This window comes from Campylobacter sp. RM12647 (genome assembly GCF_020138135.1).
Classification (GTDB): domain Bacteria; phylum Campylobacterota; class Campylobacteria; order Campylobacterales; family Campylobacteraceae; genus Campylobacter_E.
In genome coordinates this window covers 20,204-38,712 of sequence record NZ_JACGAS010000017.1, presented here as the reverse complement: position 1 = coordinate 38,712, position 18,509 = coordinate 20,204, and the positions used below count along the sequence as shown (strand labels likewise).

The following is an 18,509-nucleotide window of genomic DNA, read 5'->3' as shown; positions in this document are numbered from 1 at the left end:
GTTGCCTACTTTGAAATTTCCTGTGATGGTTTTTGCTTCTGTGCTAGTTGAGTTGTCTATAATAATATCATTTTTTACTATTACATTTGAAGCTTCTAGGTTAGTATTAGTTAAGCTTACATTACCTACTTCGTTTATATCACCTTTTATAGTTGAGTTTGTGATGATTACATCTTCTACTTCTTTACTACAACCTTCGTGTTCAAAACAAGTATTTCTATTGTCTTTTGTAATATTTCCATTAAGAGTAGAATTATCTATATAAACTTTTTGAGTTCCTTGAATATTTCCATTTAAAACTGAATTGTTTTTAAGATGAAGTTCGCCTGTTTCTACTGAACTATTAATAATTGAATTATCAATATTTAAAAAAGTGCCTATTTTATTAATTTTATAATATATAGCATTACTTGTAGAATTTAAATATTCTTGATTTAAAGTGGTAATCATAGGAGCAGTAATATTACTATCTTTAATATCTATAACTTTTGCATATATCATATTATTTGCATTATTGTTTGTAATTGTAGTTTTTGTAAAGCTAAGATAGTCAGTCATATACTTAATAAGTGATGAATTATTATGTATACCTATTCCTACTTCTTTTAAACTTGAATTTGATATATTTACTTTATTGTTTACTAAAGAATCTGCCGAATTCTTTCTCCAAGCATTAATACTATTATTTGACATTTTGAGATTATTAATATCCAATGTTACATCATTCTCTACAAAGAAACCAAAATTATATTCTTTATCTTTGAAATCTTCTTTACCATCGAATTTTAAAGATTGTTCGGCAATAACCAAACCTTTTTCGTAAATAATATCAGATAATACTTTTTTATTTTCATCATTTAAATAAATATTAGCACCCTTTAAGGTTCCGCTGACACTACTTAAACCATCAAAATAAATTTTTCCACCTATAAATTCGCTATTTGTTATTGTAGAATTTTTAAAATTTAAAGTACCACCTATAAATTCGCTATTTGTTATTGTAGAATTTTTAAAATTTAAAGTACCACCTTTAACAACTCCACTAAAATCTGATTTTTCAAAATCCAATGTCCCACCTGTTATAGTGCTAGTTATGTTTGAATTTGTGATATTAAAATTCCCTTTATCAATACCTACACCTGAAGTGGTATTATTTATCGTACTATCAGTAATATTTACAATATCAAGCCCTGCATCTGTATTTCCAAAATTAACATCAGTTAAAGTGCTTTTGTTTATAGTTAAGATTGAATTGTTTATATCTTTTGAATAACGATTAATAGCTGTATTAGTAAAATTACTATTGTTTATAGTAAGATTTACATTGTGGTCATTTGAATTATTACCTAAAGTTATATGATGTGCCGTATTGCCTATAACCGGATTGGTTCTACTAACAGCAATATTATTTAGCGTAACATTACCTGAAGTAGTAATTAAACCACTTGTATTTAAATTGATTTTACTATCAGTAGTTCCGCTAGCAGTTGAATTTACAATTTTTAAAGTACTGCTCGTAATATCAGCTTTTATAGTGCTATTTTTAATATCTGTAGTTCCACTAATAGTAGAGTTACTATTTATAATTGAGCCGTTTGTAGCAGTTAAATTACTTGCAGTTATACTTCCACTTATTTCTGAATTATCTAAAGTAAGATTACCATTATTAAGAGTAATAGTTGCATTAATTTTAGAATTATTATTAGCAGTTAGATTACCTGCGTTTATACTTCCACTTATTTCTGAATTATCTAAAGTAATATTACCACTGCTAATAGTTGCATTAATTTTTGATTTGTTTGTAAAATTAAGCTCACCACTAATATTGCCATTAACTTGTGAGTTATCAAAAGTAGTTTTATAATTAAAATCACCATTATTTATAGTTGAGTTTAATATTGAAAAATTAGCGTCTTTTTGAGTATTGTAACCATATTTTATATTATCAATAATAACTCCATCTAAAATAACATTACCATTACGAGCAGTAGTTGAACTACCTAGATTTATAGCAATATTTTTTAAACTTCCACCTACCATTTTTACATTCGCATTATTATCAACAATAAAGCCATGATTTGAATTACTTACCTTAGATATATTCATATTATTTAAAGTTAAATTACCTTGAGTCCAAATTCTTCCATTATCTTGAGTAAGATTAATATTAACATCTTTAATTGTATGCTCTTTACTTTTTTCACCTAAAGTAATGTAAGTACCAGTATTATTACTTGTAAAAGTTATATCAGTAGCTTTATTATAAGTATTACTTACAATAGATTGCTTACTATTCAAAGTTATCTTATGATACGCTAAAGAATTTATAGCAGTGCTTGGGATAGTATCAGCAAGGGCTAAATTACCCCCCCCCACTAATATAAAAGCTATTAAAGATAATTTTATAGTTCTATTCATTTTCTCCCCTAAAAAAATAAATGAAAAATGCCTTATTATAATTAAAAATCAATACATAAAGGTTAATGAATTACTAATAAAATGGGGGGGGGGTATTGATAAAATTAAGAAAAAGTAAAAAAATTTACAAATTTACTTTAATTTTTATAAAAATATAAAAATTAGTTAGTAAATAAATTATTTGATATTAAAATATAACTATATTACTAAATCAACTTACAATTTTAATTCCAACTAACCCTATTAATATAAGACTTAAAAACATAAGTTTTAAAAAGCTAATACTATCATTAAAAATCATAATCCCAATCAAAGCCGTTCCTAACCCACCAATACCACTCCATACAATATAAGCTGTGCTGATAGGAATATTTTTTTGCGCTAAATACAAAAATAACCCGCTAAGCCCCATTGATACTATAGAAAACACTATCCATATTTTTGAGCCATTACTAGCTAATTTAAAGCCAATAGGCCAACCAATCTCAAAAGCACCTGCTAAGATTAAGTATATCCAAGACATTAAAACTCCTTAAATACAAAATCTTAGCAAGAATATATTATGATTTAAATTCGCTTAATTTTTTATCTAATTCTTCGCTGATATTAGTTAATTGACTTGCAGCTTTTGCTATTTCTTCTACACTTCTTGCGTTTTCATTAGTAATTTTTGCAATTTGCGAAACTTCATTTAAAATATCTTCAATTTGTTTGCTAGCGTTAATATAATTATCCACAGTCTTATCGCTACTAATTATTGCTTCTTTTAATTTTTGTTCCATATTTTTAATTAGCTCTTCACTACCATTTGCAACATTTGTTAGATTGCCAATTTGCTTAGAGTTATCACTCATTTGCTCGCTTGCATCTTTAATACCTTGAACTATAACGCTTATTGTTGCATTTATTTCACTAAGGCTTTTTTGAGTTCTTTCTGCTAGGCTTCTTACTTCATCAGCTACTACGGCAAATCCACGCCCATGCTCTCCTGCTCTTGCTGCTTCAATTGCAGCATTTAATGCAAGTAAGTTAGTCTGGTCTGCTACATCATTAATTATTTCTAAAATAGATTTAACATTATCAGCATCACGGCTTAATTGCTCAATTTTACTAGCTAAAGCACTTTCTATATCAGCACTATGATTTATTTGATTAGTTAATGAATTAATAGCATTAATGGTCTCGTGAATACTAGTTGTGCTACCTCTTAGTTCATTTTTACTATCATTAGCACTATTTATGCCTGATGATAAACTATCCTTAGTTAATTTACCTTCTTCAACAACATTTTCAACTATATTAAAGCTTTCTTCACTTCTTTTTCCTGTTTGCATACTAACACTACTAAGCTCGGCTGCTATTGTTTTGTTTTCATAAGATATTTGTTTTACTTCGTTAATTAAAATTCTAATCTTACCGATAAAATCATTTATAGCTTTACTAGCACTTGCTATTTCATCTTTGCCTTTTATCTCTAAAAGTTTAGTTAAATCCCCATCTCCTTTAGATAAATCATAAGCTTTTTGGGTTAGTTCATTTAATGGTTTGCTAATCCAAATTCTAATAACAATCAGCCATAAAGCAAGAATAATAATACATAAAATAACTGCAAATACAGAATAGTTTAAAACAACTTCATTTTTCTTATCTAATACTTTTGCACTAATTTCTGCTATTTCTTCTTTAGCTTCTACTAAGTAAATTACGCTTATATATACATAATCATTGAAACTATCTTTTTCTACATAATACACCACATCTCTTTCTGGTCTTGTCTTATCAGCTTTCATATGGGTTGTTACAAATCCACCACCATTATTTGCTGTTTGAATTATTTCTTGTATGTATAATTTACCATTAGAATCTTTTTTATTATAAGCATTTTCACCAATTCTATCTTTTAGATAGTGCATTACATATTCGCCTTTTTTATTAATTACAAATAAATTAACAGAGCGATTTTTTAAGTCTAATTCACTTAAAAATGTAAGAATATTTTTATTATAACTTTCTTGATTTTCACTTGTTGAATGAATTTTTTTAGACATTGAAGTAATTAAGCTAGTAATACTAACTGCTGTTTTTTTCGCATCATCAACACTCATATTATCAAGAGCTTCTTGAGCAATATTGTCTAATCCATTCATACCTTTACTAGCTACTAAAATAGCGCTTAAATTGATAATCAATAATGAAACAAAAGCAAATAAAGTAATTTTGTAAGATAATTTCATATAGCCCCTTTAATATTTTAATAATTAAAATCGCTAATTTTATTTATGTTAAGTTAAAATAATGTTAAAAAATAGTAAATAAATTAATAAGAAAATATATGTTAAAAATAAAAGCCCTTAGATAAACTAAGGGCTAAAGAATTATTTTACAAACTCAATTGTAAATGTAGCATCAGAATCAAGATAACTAAATGCCTTATCTTTTACTCTAAATCTTAAAGTATCTTTTATATATTGGTTGTTTTCTAAATTAGTTGGAACTTTGTAAGTATCTCCTGCTATTTCCGTTTTAGAATAATCAGAAATAAAGCTAAATCCACCTTTAGCATCATTATATACTTTTGAGTAATTGTTCAAATTCTTAGAATCCATTTTTACAAATTTGTTATTTTCATATTTAAACAACCAAGCATCAGTTTCACTAATTTTGCGAGTTTTACCTGTATTTTTATTTAAATCTTTAAAGAATAAGCCTGTGAAAGCAAACTCATAAGGATTTGTTAATAAATTACTTACAGGTAAACTACCGCCACCATTAAAAACAATTTTTGCTTCTGCAGATTTTATTAAGAATTTAGGGTCTAAATTAGGCTTAGTTCCATCATATTTTGGATAGCCAATTTTAACTAAAATTTTACCAAATTCTTTTGCATTAAACTTGCTATCATCATAGGTGCTTAGTTTAGCACTTGGGTCAATTAAACTTAAAGCATTGTCAAATCCACTATTTAATCCAGTTACCTTAAATCCGCCTTTTGTTCCACTTGTAGCTGTTACGCCTAAAGTTTCAGAATCAGCTTTAATGATTACTTTATTTACATTTGGTGTTGGCTCATATCCTAAAGTAATATTTAGAGTTGCATCATCATTAGCAAATTTTTTATAAAAATAATTATTAGTATTTTTATTAGATACTTGCAATGGCAATGCCAATCTTTCAGAGTCGTTATCGCTAAATGGAACATAATTTGTAAAGCTTTTATTTACTAAATAAGGTCTAATAGCCATATTTGTATTATCAATTTGTAAGCCTAATGTCTCATCTGCTATAAAATTAACAGTAAGTTCATTACCTGGAGTTTGGCAGTTAATTTTACCATCTGAATTAATCTTATTAGCATTAGTAATATCTACAGCAACATTAGAATTTACACATAAATCTTGTTCTAAATCTCCTATAGTAAATTTATTTTCAGAGAATGCTATTTGAGCATCTGTTACTAAAGGAAACACGGTTTTTATATCAAAATTACCATTTGCTTTATTAAAATCAACAAATGTTCTAGTAGTAGATTTTGAGCCAACTTGATTTAGTTGAACTGAGTTTTTATCTTCTAAATAGAATTTCTTAACACTACCTTTTGAATCACTTACTTTTAATTCTGCAACACTAATTCCAAATCTATCATCTTTTAAATCCGCAGTGAAAGTTACATTATTGTTTGGATATTTTTTATCTTCTTTACCTGCTTTTTTATCAAATGTATCAAGTGTGCCTACTTTATAAGTAATACTATCTGGTCTAATTGAGAATGTATTTGAACTTCTATCGCCTAATACTGAGCATTCTTCAAAAATGCTATCATATTCTGCAATTTCGTATCTATATTGATAATTTTGATTTACAGCTAATTTGTCTTTTAAATGTAGAACCATTTTGTTATCAATTGGATAATAACCTTTACATTCTGTAGTTGATTTTGAAAGTTTTTTACTTCCATTATAAATATCTGCATTTAACTCATCAGAACCATTATAAAACTTAATGTATTGATTATAAAGAACTTTAACATCTGGTTTTGTAAAGCCTAAATATATATCTTGGCTACTTGTTCTTGTATAAATCTTATCAGCTACCTTTGTATTTGAAGCAATTTTATTATTTTCTAATATTTTAGTAGCATCAATATTATTATAAGCTGTTCCAAAATTAATACCATTTGGCATTTCACTATGACCTAAGATAATTTCTACACTACCCTTTGGAGCACCTTTTACAATATCAACACCTGAAGCTTGAAACATTGGTCTTTCATAAGTTCTTTTTACTTCTTGAATTTTGCAAGCACCACTTGTTGGACATACTTCTTCTCTATTTGTTTCGGTAATTTCTTCTACAATTTCTAAAGGTTTAAATGTGAATTTATAAATATTACCTTTTAATAAATCATTATCATCAATTTTAGCTAGTTTTTTGAATGTATCTTTTGTAAATTTTAATCCAAAACCAGCTATGTTTTCTTTCTGAACTAATTCATATTTAGTATTGGTTGAAATCACTTCTGTTTTAGAATCTACTGCACCATTCGCATCTGCCATTCTTTGCTTTGTTAATTCAAAACTTGTTAAATAATATTTAACTGAAATATTATTTGCTTTTCTATCTTCAGCGTTAAATGGAGTTTTATTATTATTTAAAGCAATATATACATCATCTAAATTAGTAACTTTTAAAGGTTTGCTATCTTTTTTATCAGTTTGATTTGCTTCATTTGTTATTTGATAATAATTAGCATCAGGGATAAATTTAACAGCTAGATTTGATACTTGTGTAGTTACAACAGACCCTTTTCCTTGAGAATTATATTGTTTGTTAGTTACAAATGAAGGTCTAACATTTACACTGAAATTATAAGTATCATCATCTCCTAAAACAATACCTTTTCTAGTAGTGTTATTTTTGTGAATACTAAACACATAATTTTTTCTTACAATCTCCTTAGCATCATCTTTTCTAAAATCTTCTTGATTTAAATAATCAAAATAATTAGCTCTTGAATATTGTGATGAATAATGCTCTAAATCATAATTATAGCACTTGCTAACACCACCGGCATAATCATTCACACGATTGCCATTTTTATTATCATTATAATCTGATAGCAAATCACCATAATCAAAAGGTTTAATTTTTGAATTCTTTAAAATTATAGCTTCTAAAGCTCTGTCTTTAGCAAAAGTATTAGGATTATTGTTTAATTCTAAATATTTATTATAAACATCACAAACACCTAATACTACAGAGTTATTATAATTTTCATTAACAAAAATTAATTTATTAACGTCCCAAGAAGCAATACTATAAGTTGTTAAACTAACATTTGATAAACTAGAACAACCTTTCATTCCTTGAATATCACCTGCATTTGTTTTATCACCAACAACATTTGAAAAGTTTCTATATACCCAACCATTGCTACCTGCAAACTCATTTTGGTCTAATAAATACACTAAATATTGACTATTAATAACAGTTGGACTACTTGAAACTATAACTCTACCTGTTGTATTTGCATGAAATTCTTTATAATATTCTTCTATAAACTTTTTCTTATCATTACCATCTAAATCTGATTTTAACTTAACATTAGTTGAAAATGTTTTACTAGATGAAAAATTTTGAACTTCAGGTGTTCTAAAACCAACTGCAGCATAATATGGGTCGTAATCAATATCATCTAAGCCTTTTTGAGAATTATTTATATAATTCAATTCCGCATTTAAAACTCTTTTACATACTTCAGATGCGCTAGAAATTTTTGGTTGAATTACTTTATCTCGATAACTAACAATAAAATTTCTAGCTTCATCATAAGGTGTATATTTTACAGCCATTTTATAAGCTGAATACATTCTAGCATCAAAATAGCTAACTCCACATTGTCTTAATGCTTCATATCTAACCTTTTCTGGGTTTTTAACAACATCGCCTTTTTGAGTTAAGATATTTATTAAATGGAAATAACTCGAATTTTCAGACAAAGTTTTGTAAGTATCATCACTTATATCTGGGTTTGCAAAACATTGAACATAAAATTTATCGTTCATCTTTCTTAGCTTAGCACAATCGTTTAAGCCATCAACACTTCTGTTGCCAGGCACAGAATTAATACATTTATTTAAGTGATTACTATGCTGATTTGCATTATCAGTATCCACTATACCTATTTGTAATTCCACTCTATTCTCTGCATTTGCATAAGAAAAAGCCGATAATAATACTAATGAAAACACAATTTTCCTATTCATATTATTCTCCTTAAAAAATTAAAGTTTTAAATTATAATTTTTTTTATTAAATAATTATTGCACTTGTGTGCATTTTTGAATATTTTTTACTTACTTTTAGGTCTAAATACCTTTGGTGCATTTTCGCTCTCATTTATATAACTTGCATTCATTAAGTCTAGGCAATATGGTATCGCAGGAAAAATAGGCTCTATACATTCACGAATTGCTTTTGGCTTACCTGGGAGATTGATTATTAGAGTTTTACCCCTTGTCCCTGCTAATTGACGGCTTAGGATTGCTGTTGGGACAATCTTAAGTGAGCTTGCACGCATTAATTCTCCAAAGCCTGGTAATTCACGCTCGATTGCTTTTTTTGTTGCTTCTGGTGTAACATCTCTTAAAGCTGGTCCTGTTCCACCTGTGGTAAATACCAAATCGCATTCAAATTCATCAGACATTTTAATAATCTCATTTGTAATCAGCTCTTCTTCATCAGGGATTAATGAGTATTTAAAATCAATTTCATTTAATAAATATTCTTGCATAATTTTTCTAATCTCTGCTCCACTAATATCTTCATAAACTCCTGCACTTGCTCTATCTGAACTCGTAATTATCCCTATTTTTATAATATCCATTTTTATCCTTTAAAAAAATATTTCTTTATTTAAAAGCAATTCATTTGCTGTATTTTTAATCTCTTCTTCATAAGCTTTTAAATATTCCTTACATTCTTCTTCTAAAGATGATATTTCAAATTCCACATAAAATTTGCTTAATTCTTGTATTTTATCTCTATCTTTAGAAAAATTATTGTAATTTTCGCCTAAAAATAATTCATTTGCTAACATTCCTGATAAAAGAATTTTGATTTCATTTTTTATTTCTGAAAATGATTTTATATGCTCGTTTGGATAAAAATACTCAAATGTAAATAAATTAGCATAAATCAAATTCGCATCACAAATCTTTGCCATAGTGATTTTACCTGCTTGATAAATAGCTTGAATATATTGCTCGTTTTCGCTTAATTCTAAATCTTCGCTAATGCCGTGTTTTATCACTAAAATTTCATTTATTATTTCTCTTTCGCTTAATCTATCTCTTAGTAACAATTCATTTTCTAAGCTTTTAAAAGAAGCTCCACTAAAACCTTTTGAAATATAAGCTAAATAATCTAAATTAAAATCAGAACTTATTAAATCTTTTTTAACAAGTTGTTTAAAGAACTCTATTCTGTCGCTATAATTTGGTAAGGTAAAATGAATTTTTTTATCAAATCTTCTAAGTAAAGCTGTATCTAAAACATCAGCTCTATTTGTAGCAGCAATTACTAAGACATTTTTAAGCTCTGCAAAGCCGTCTATTTGAGTTAGCAATTCATTAAGTGTATTTTCACTATCGTTTGCTAAAGCATTGCCACGCTGCTTTCCAAGTGCGTCAATTTCATCAATAAAAACTATACAAGGTGCTAATTTTTTAGCATTTGCAAACAATTCTCTAACCCTTTTTGCTCCAAGACCTACAAAAATTTCGTTAAAGCTACTTGCGCTTTGGTATAAAAAATTAACTCCACACTCATTTGCTAAAGCTCTTGCTAACATAGTCTTACCTACTCCACTAGCACCTGTTAATAAAACTCCTTTTATCAAGCAAGGGTTGTTAGTTTTAAAAATAGAGCTTAATTTTCTTAATTCTTCTTTGGCTTTAAACTGACCTATAACATCATTAAAATTACTATCTGTTTTGATAACAAATCTAAATTCAGGCTTTAAGACATTATTAATTGGATGATTTGATATGCCTTGTTTTGTGCTAAGATTTCTTAAATATATTAGATAATAAATAAAAATTATTATCATAATAAAAACTAAAATTATTGAATAATCAAATTCTGTTTTATTTTCTACGCTTTTGTATTTTAAGATTTTTTTGATTATTTCTTCATCAGCTAGAATTTTATAATCTTTATCATTTATTGAAAAATAAAGCATATTTTCATAAATGTAAGCATTTGAAATATTTTTTAATTCTAATGATGAAAACTCATTTAAAGATATATTTTGCTCTTTTTTACTTAGCGAAAATATTCCTAAAGCTATAATTGCAAGAATTATGCAAGCGATTATTATTTTGATATTTTTAGTAAATGGCTTTATTTTTGTCAATTTCTACCTCGTAATCTTTAATATTTATCCAAGTTTTTAATAAGTCTTTATCTGATTTGATTTTAATTAAATTAAAATATTGGTCGTATCCTTGATAATAGCCGTCTTTAAACTGCTCTACTAATACTATTAAATCTTTTTGATTTTTTCTAAATTCATAATTTTTTAATCTAGTAATTTCTTTAATCTCATTTAATCTTTGCTTTGAGATATTTTTATCAACTTCGCCTAAAGTCTTTGCTAATTCTACGCTTTTTGTCCCGTCTCTTTTAGAATACACAAAAGCGTGAAGATGAGTTATAGGGAATTTCTTAAAATTATTAATAGCATCAGCCCATATTTCATCACTCTCACCTGGATGACCTACTATATAATCAGTGCCTAAGGCATAGCCTTTATTAGCTAAATATTCAAATAATTCTAAGTCTTTATAAGCTTTATTTCTTCTTTGCATTAGTTTTAGCATTTTTTCATTTGTGTGTTGTAAGGCTATGTGAAGATGTTTTTCAATAAAATCTTCGTCTAATAATTCTTTAAACTCATCATCAATTTGAACCGGCTCAATGCTACCTAAACGAACTCTTTTAATCCCATTTATTTTGCTAATTTCTTTAAGCAATTTTGCTAAAGATAGATTTAAATCTTTTCCGTAACTACCTATATTTGTGCCTGTTAAAACTACTTCTTTATAACCATTATTAGCTAGGGTTTTTATCTGATTTATAATTTGCTCTAATTTTAGGCTTCTAGCCCCGCCCCTTACACTAGGAATAATACAATAAGAACAAGCAAAATCGCAGCCTTCTTGGATTTTAACAAATGCTTTTGTGTGGTTTTCGTAATTGCTTACTATTTTTTCATCTATGAAATTTAAATTTCCTAAATCAAATTCCTTTGGATTTAGTATGAACTTATTTATATTTGATTTTAAAGACGCACCCATTACACCATCAACTATTTTGCTATCATATAAGTTTTTACCAATACTTGCTGCAGCACAACCTGTTAAGATGAATTTAGTATTTGGATTATGATTTTTAATATGTCTTATATATTGCTTTAAGCCTAAATCAGCTTGATTAGTAACCGTGCAAGAATTAATTACTATCATATCAGCTTGTAATTCATCATTTATTATTTCATTATCTTTTATATAGCTTTTGATTAGTTCGCTATCGTAAATATTGGTTCTACAACCAAAAGTTTTAATATATATTTTCATTATTATCCTTTAAAAATGGCTGATTATTTCTTTTATCCATATAAATAGTTTGTGATGGGAAAGCTAATTTTATATCATCACTTGCTTTTAATCTTTTAATAATTTCTTCACTTACTATTGAACGCATTTTAAGAGCTTCTCTTGAATTTGTCATATACCAAATAGATATTTTAATCCCGTATTGCTCTAGCATTACAAATAATTTCGGGTCTGTTCCTGAATTTTTCATTTGATAATGATTTCTCATTTTTTGAATTGCTTTTTTTGCACTATCGCTGAATGCTTGAGTATGAGAACTAGCTGATTCTAAAATTATTTGTTTTGCCTTTTCAAGATTGCTTGAAAAATCTATTACTATATCTATTCCATCCCAAACGGTTTTCATATAAGAATAATTATAATTTGATATTAATTCTGTGAAAATATAGTGATTTGGTATGTAAATAATTCTTCCAGCACGACGATTTGTCAAAAAAGTAGTATATGTAACATCTTCGTATATAGTCATCTTAAGTAAAGAAATATCAATAATATCTCCTACATAAGTAACTCCATTTTTACTAACCTTTACCCTATCACCTACATGAAAGCCACCACCAAATTGTAAAGTAGCCCAACCAAGTAAGCTCATAAACATATCTTTCATAGCAATAGCAAGACCAGCTGATGCAAATCCTAATACGCTTACTAAATAGCTTATATTTTCAACAAAATAAAATATAGAAAACATAGAAACAATAATAAAAGTAAATATATTTAAAATCTTGAAAGAAGTATAAACTTTATCTTTATCATCAACATATTTTCTAAGCATCAAGCCTAATAAATACCTAGCAATAAATATACAAATAATAATTGCTATAAAAAATATAGCACTATCATATTGCTTTTTTATATCGTTATTTATAAGCTTAATTGTGTTATTTGCCTTAACTTTAAATATCTCAAAAGCATTTGTGATATTTTCTAAAGCGCTTTTATAATCATTTAATTCTTTTATAGAATATACTAATTCTTGACTTAAATTCTCACTTGGCTCAATGTCATATAGTTCTTGTAAAAGCTTTGTTTTCTTATCTATTTTAGATACTAATGTAGTAAAATCTTTTAATTTTATTTCATATTCTTTTTTCTCATTAGCTAATTCTTTACGCTCTGATAAACCTTCAATAACTAAATAAATATTTGAAATCTTTTTATATTCAGTAGGCTCACTAGGTAGATTTAAATACTTTACTACGCTGTAGCTTTCATAATCTTTTAATACACTTAGTTTATCTTCAAGTGATTTTATGGTATTTTCTAATTGTTCTTTTTGAGTTTTTTTAGCTTTTAATAAATTTTCATTTGCTTCTTTTAATTCATTTTTTAATCTTAAATATTCTTGGTAATTTTTATAATTTTTTATAGTGATATTGTCTTTTAATTCATTATTTATAATATGCAATTTTTCCTTGACAGAATACACGCCCTCAAGGTTTTTTGTAAATTCTTCTGTATTTTCTGCATAAATAAAAGTTACAAAAACAAAAAAAGCTAATAAAAATCTCATTCAAATTCCCTTAAAACTTTTAATATTTCATCTTTTGAAATATCATTTTTAATAATGCTTAAATCTTCTTTGCTAGGTAAAATAAAATTGATTTTTCCACTTAGAGTTTTTTTGTCTTGAAAAAATCCTTCATAGAATTTAGAAGATGAATTGATTTTATAAAATGTAGGTAGATTAAAATTCTTTAAAGTATTTAAAATACTTATTTCAAATTCTTTTGAAATTAAACCTAAATTACAAGCCAATTTATTAGCCATAACCATACCAATAGCAACAGCTTCTCCGTGTAAATAGCCTTTATAATTCGTCTCATTTTCTATAACATGAGCAAAAGTATGACCATAATTTAGTTTCATTCTAAGATTATCTTCAAACTCATCATTTATTACCACATTTGCTTTAATTTTTATTGATTTTTCTACAAATTCTAAGATATTATCAAAAATATCATCAAAACTTAATTTGCTTAATTTATTATAAAAATCCAAATCAAAACAAACAGCCATTTTAATAACTTCAGCCATAGCAGCACTTAATTCAGCCTTTTTTAAAGTCTTAAAATAATTTGTGAAAATATAAACAGCACTAGGTTGCTTGAATGTGCCTATTAGATTTTTGCCATAAGCATTGTTTATGCCTGTTTTACCACCTACTGCTGCATCAACACTAGCAAGTAAGGTTGTAGCTATATTTATATGTTTTATTCCACGCTTATAAATACTAGCTACAAAGCCACCAATATCGCTAATTACCCCGCCGCCAAGATTAATTAGCAAATCATTTCTACTAATTTCAGCTTTAAATAGTTCTTCTAAAATATAATTAACGCTTTCTTGATTTTTGTATTCTTCTCCATCTGGTATAACTATTATCGCTTTTGGTTGTTTTCCTATTTTTTGTAAAACATCATTTAAGTATAGTTTTTCTAAAGTTGTATTAGTTAAAATTACATAATCTTTATTTATTTTTAATTCTTCATCTATATAAACTTTATATGCTTTATCTTTTAAATCAATATCTATTACCATAACCTCACCTTATTACATCATAATTTTTTGGAATACTATATTTAAAAATATCATCATTTATTTTTAAATTAATTTTTGAATTTATAAAATCTATGCTTACTTGATTATCTAATTCATCTTTATAACTTATATTTGTTAAAAGATTATTAAGCACTTTTACATAATAAATTATATTATCATACTTAGCTTTATAGATTACAAAATCTTCTTTTTTTTCATATAAAGAAACATTTTTTAAAATATTTGTTAAATCAATTTGTTCTTTACTAATAATTACTTGTTCTAAGTCATCATCAATTATTACAACTTCATTTTTAGTAATATAAACTTTTTTTTCATCAGGGTTTAAGTATTGCCATAAACTTTTTTCATTTTGATAATAAAATTTACCTTCATATATTAAAGTTTTATTACTCAAATCAACTACTTTTTGAATAAAATCAGCTTCAAAACTATTGTAATTTATATTATCAATTTTAAATGCAAAAGCAAAAATTCCACAAATACAAAGCAAAAAGATTTTTTTAATAATCATTTAAATACCTTTTAAATATCCTTTTATTTATTTTAACAAATATAATTATATTCAAAAATCAAAACCAAGAGGTAAATTTAAATGTTTAAAAATATAGCAAAATGTATATTTGGAACTCGTAACGATAGACTTCTTAAAGCCTACAAAAAAAGAGTATTAAAAATAAATTCTTTAGAAGAAAAATATCAAAAATTAAATGATGAAGAAATTAAAAGCGAATTTCAAAACCTACAAAATAAAGTGCTTGAAGACAATAATAATTTAGATTTAGTTTTAGAAGATGTATTTGCAATAGTAAGAGAAGTTAGCAAAAGAACGCTTGGAATGAGACATTATGATGTGCAATTAATAGGCGGTATGGTTTTAAATGATAAAAGCATAGCAGAAATGAAAACAGGGGAAGGAAAAACCTTAGTAGCAACCTTACCTGTGGTATTAAACGCAATGACAAAAAAAGGCGTTCATGTAGTAACAACAAATGATTATCTAGCAGCAAGAGATGCTAATGAGATGAGTGCTATATATAATTTTCTTGGTTTTAGTGTTGGTATTTTAGTAGGAAACGACCATAGAAATAGAAAAGCTGTTTATGCGTGTGATATTGTTTATGGGACTAATAGTGAATTTGGTTTTGATTATTTAAGAGATAATATGTGCTTTGATGCTGAAGATAAAGTTCAAAGGGGACATTATTTTGTAATAGTTGATGAAGTTGATAGTATTTTAATAGATGAAGCTAGAACTCCATTAATAATTTCAGGGCCAACCAATAGAACATTAGATGGCTATATAAGAGCTAATGAAGTAGCTAAGCAAATGGTTCGCGGAGTTGCACCAGATGATCCTAAAGAAAAACCTAGTGGAGATTTTATAGCAGATGAGAAAAATAGAACTATTTTAATTACAGAGCAAGGAATTTCAAAAGCAGAAAAACTATTTGGAGTTGATAATTTATATAGTCTTGATAATGCTATTTTAGCTCATCAATTAGACCAAGCTTTAAAGGCTAATAATTTATTTTTAAAAGATACTCATTATGTTGTTAAAGATGGCGAAGTAATGATTGTAGATGAATTCACAGGTCGTATTAGCGAAGGAAGACGCTTTAGCGAAGGTTTACATCAAGCACTTGAAGCTAAAGAAGGGGTTAAAATCCAAGAAGAAAGTCAAACTTTAGCAGATATTACCTACCAAAATTACTTTAGAATGTATGAAAAACTTGCTGGTATGACAGGAACAGCTCAAACTGAAGCAACTGAGTTTTCTCAAATATACAACCTTGATGTAATTACAATCCCGACTAATGTGCCTGTAATTAGAAAAGATTTAGATGATTTAATTTATAAAACTCAAGATGAGAAATTTAAAGCCGTAGTTGATGAAATAAAAAAAGCTAACGCAAAAGGACAACCTGTATTAGTTGGAACTGCAAGTATTGAAAAAAGCGAGCTTTTACACGAGTATTTAAAAAAGGCAAAAATAGCTCACAATGTATTAAATGCTAAAAATCACGCTCACGAAGCAGAAATTATTAAAGATGCAGGTAAAAAAGGAGCAGTTACTATTGCAACTAATATGGCTGGTCGTGGTGTTGATATAAAAATTACTGATGAAATTAGAGAATTAGGTGGCTTATATATAATAGGAACTGAAAGACACGAAAGCCGTAGAATTGACAATCAATTGCGTGGTCGTGCTGGAAGACAAGGTGATCCTGGTGTTAGTAGATTTTATTTAAGTCTTGAAGATAATTTATTAAGAATTTTTGGTGGAGATAAGCTAAAAGCAATTTTTACTAGATTAAAAATCGCTGAAGGTGAAAGCATAGAAAGCTCACTTGTAACTCGTGCAGTAGCAAGTGCTCAAAAAAAGGTAGAAAATCTTCATTTTGAAAGTAGAAAACATATACTTGAATATGATGATGTAGCAAACGAACAAAGAAAAACTATATATAAATATAGAAATGAATTGCTAGATACAAATTATGATATTGAGACAAAAGTTGAGCAAAACATAGCTGAATATGTGGATTATTTAATTCATAACTTAAATGATTTAAGTGCTGAAAATTTAGTAGAATTATTCAAAAATGAAATTAATTTAGATCTAGATTTAGAATTATTAAAAACTTTAAACACAGAAGAAAGCAGAAGTGTTATTATTGATGCAATAACTACTATGTTAAAAGTTAAATTTAGCATAGTTCCTGATAGTGAAAAGGAAAGAATTGAAAAATTATTATATCTACAAGTTTTAGATGGTGCTTGGAGAGAGCATTTGTATCAAATGGATATTTTAAAAACAGGTATTGGTCTTCGTGGATATAATCAAAAAGACCCATTAGTAGAATATAAAAGAGAAAGTTATAATTTATTTATGGAGCTAGTTGAAAGAATTAAAAGTGAAAGTATAAAAGTATTACTAATAATTCAACTAAGAATGCCTGAAACTAATGAAGAAATTCAAGAAATTGAAAAACCTATCAAAAAGCAATCAAGAAATGAACCTTGTGCTTGTGGTAGTGGTAAGAAATATAAAGATTGTTGTGGCAAAAGCGGGCCACAAAAAGGCGTATTTGCTTGAAATTCTTTATAATTAATCTTGAGCAAGATATAGAAAAAAGACAAAAAATAACAGCCCTTTGCGAAAGCTTAGGGCTTAATTATGAAATAATTAAAGCTGTATATGGCAAAGCGTTGAGTGAAGATGAAATAAAAAACAACGTAGCTTCAGTTGAAATTCAATTAAAATATCTTAGAAAACCATTAAATTTAGGCGAAATAGGCTGTGCTATGAGCCATAGATTATGTTATCAAAAAATTATAGAACAAAATCTAGAAGACGCAATTATTTTAGAAGATGATGCAATATTTGATGAAAATTTATTAGAATTTTTAAAATATAAAAATGAATTTCCAAAAAATACTGATTTAATATTATTAGGACATTATTGGCAACAATATAGAGATGATGGTTATATTATCAATACACCTTATTCTTTAAAATTTAATCATAAAATAAAAAACTGGAATATAAGAAAGATAATTGGAAGAGGCAACGGAACTCATGGATATTATATAACAAAAAAAGGAGCTGAAAAATTATTCAACGAAACAAAAAAAATATATATGGCCGCAGATCATTACACATCTAATACATTATTATTTAATACTTATGCTGTGTATCCGATATTAATTAATGTAGATATTAATTTTCAAAGCTCAATAAATGAAAATGCTAATTTGAAAAGACGTTCTAAATTTGGCAAAATTATCAAAACAATCAAACAAAAAATTATATATTTTATCCCGTCTTTAAAAAAGCCAAGAGATTATGTTTAG

The 18,509-nt window shown here is 26.8% G+C and carries 11 protein-coding genes and 2 pseudogenes; 2 read left to right on the top strand and 11 right to left on the bottom strand.

Going from position 1 to position 18,509, the window contains the following annotated elements:
- The 11 genes and pseudogenes from AVBRAN12647_RS06980 to lolA all read right to left on the bottom strand — a co-directional run.
- On the bottom strand, nt 1-2,418 hold a 2,418-nt coding region (locus AVBRAN12647_RS06980), incomplete at its 3' end, for a beta strand repeat-containing protein (protein ID WP_336614917.1).
- A gap of 211 nt (nt 2,419-2,629) precedes the next feature.
- Complete coding sequence (locus AVBRAN12647_RS06975) at nt 2,630-2,941, bottom strand: DMT family transporter (protein ID WP_336614916.1); 312 nt, start codon at nt 2,939-2,941, stop codon at nt 2,630-2,632.
- Nucleotides 2,942-2,978: 37 nt separating this feature from the next.
- A pseudogene (locus AVBRAN12647_RS09735) lies at nt 2,979-3,473 on the bottom strand (methyl-accepting chemotaxis protein); the annotation flags it as partial.
- A 363-nt stretch (nt 3,474-3,836) separates the two neighbouring features.
- Nucleotides 3,837-4,523: pseudogene (locus AVBRAN12647_RS09730) on the bottom strand (cache domain-containing protein); the annotation flags it as partial.
- Between the two features lie 270 nt (nt 4,524-4,793).
- Nucleotides 4,794-8,681 carry a hypothetical protein gene (locus AVBRAN12647_RS06965; RefSeq protein ID WP_336614914.1) on the bottom strand — a complete coding sequence of 1,296 codons (3,888 nt, stop codon included), beginning with the start codon at nt 8,679-8,681 and terminating at the stop codon, nt 4,794-4,796.
- An 86-nt stretch (nt 8,682-8,767) separates the two neighbouring features.
- A complete protein-coding gene (gene mog, locus AVBRAN12647_RS06960; RefSeq protein ID WP_214150363.1) occupies nt 8,768-9,301 on the bottom strand; it encodes a molybdopterin adenylyltransferase in 534 nt (177 codons plus the stop codon).
- A gap of 9 nt (nt 9,302-9,310) precedes the next feature.
- Complete coding sequence (locus tag AVBRAN12647_RS06955) at nt 9,311-10,831, bottom strand: AAA family ATPase (RefSeq protein WP_336614913.1); 1,521 nt, start codon at nt 10,829-10,831, stop codon at nt 9,311-9,313.
- A complete protein-coding gene (gene mtaB / locus AVBRAN12647_RS06950) occupies nt 10,806-12,053 on the bottom strand; it encodes a tRNA (N(6)-L-threonylcarbamoyladenosine(37)-C(2))-methylthiotransferase MtaB (RefSeq protein ID WP_442862277.1) in 1,248 nt (415 codons plus the stop codon). The genes AVBRAN12647_RS06955 and mtaB overlap by 26 nt, the downstream gene beginning before the upstream one ends.
- Complete coding sequence (locus AVBRAN12647_RS06945) at nt 12,037-13,605, bottom strand: mechanosensitive ion channel domain-containing protein (RefSeq protein WP_214118407.1); 1,569 nt, start codon at nt 13,603-13,605, stop codon at nt 12,037-12,039. The genes mtaB and AVBRAN12647_RS06945 overlap by 17 nt, the downstream gene beginning before the upstream one ends.
- Complete coding sequence (aroB, locus tag AVBRAN12647_RS06940) at nt 13,602-14,633, bottom strand: 3-dehydroquinate synthase (RefSeq protein WP_336614912.1); 1,032 nt, start codon at nt 14,631-14,633, stop codon at nt 13,602-13,604. The genes AVBRAN12647_RS06945 and aroB overlap by 4 nt, the downstream gene beginning before the upstream one ends.
- Nucleotides 14,634-14,637: 4 nt before the next feature.
- The gene (gene lolA / locus AVBRAN12647_RS06935; RefSeq protein ID WP_267523542.1) at nt 14,638-15,168 is read right to left on the bottom strand and encodes a LolA-like outer membrane lipoprotein chaperone; all 531 of its coding nucleotides are present in this window, start codon (nt 15,166-15,168) and stop codon (nt 14,638-14,640) included.
- Nucleotides 15,169-15,249: 81 nt separating this feature from the next.
- On the opposite strand from lolA, the gene secA reads away from it, so the two are divergent.
- Nucleotides 15,250-17,751 (top strand): preprotein translocase subunit SecA, encoded by a 2,502-nt coding sequence (secA, locus tag AVBRAN12647_RS06930; protein ID WP_336614911.1) that lies wholly within the window; start codon nt 15,250-15,252, stop codon nt 17,749-17,751.
- Nucleotides 17,748-18,509 (top strand): glycosyltransferase family 25 protein, encoded by a 762-nt coding sequence (locus tag AVBRAN12647_RS06925; protein WP_239803620.1) that lies wholly within the window; start codon nt 17,748-17,750, stop codon nt 18,507-18,509. The genes secA and AVBRAN12647_RS06925 overlap by 4 nt, the downstream gene beginning before the upstream one ends.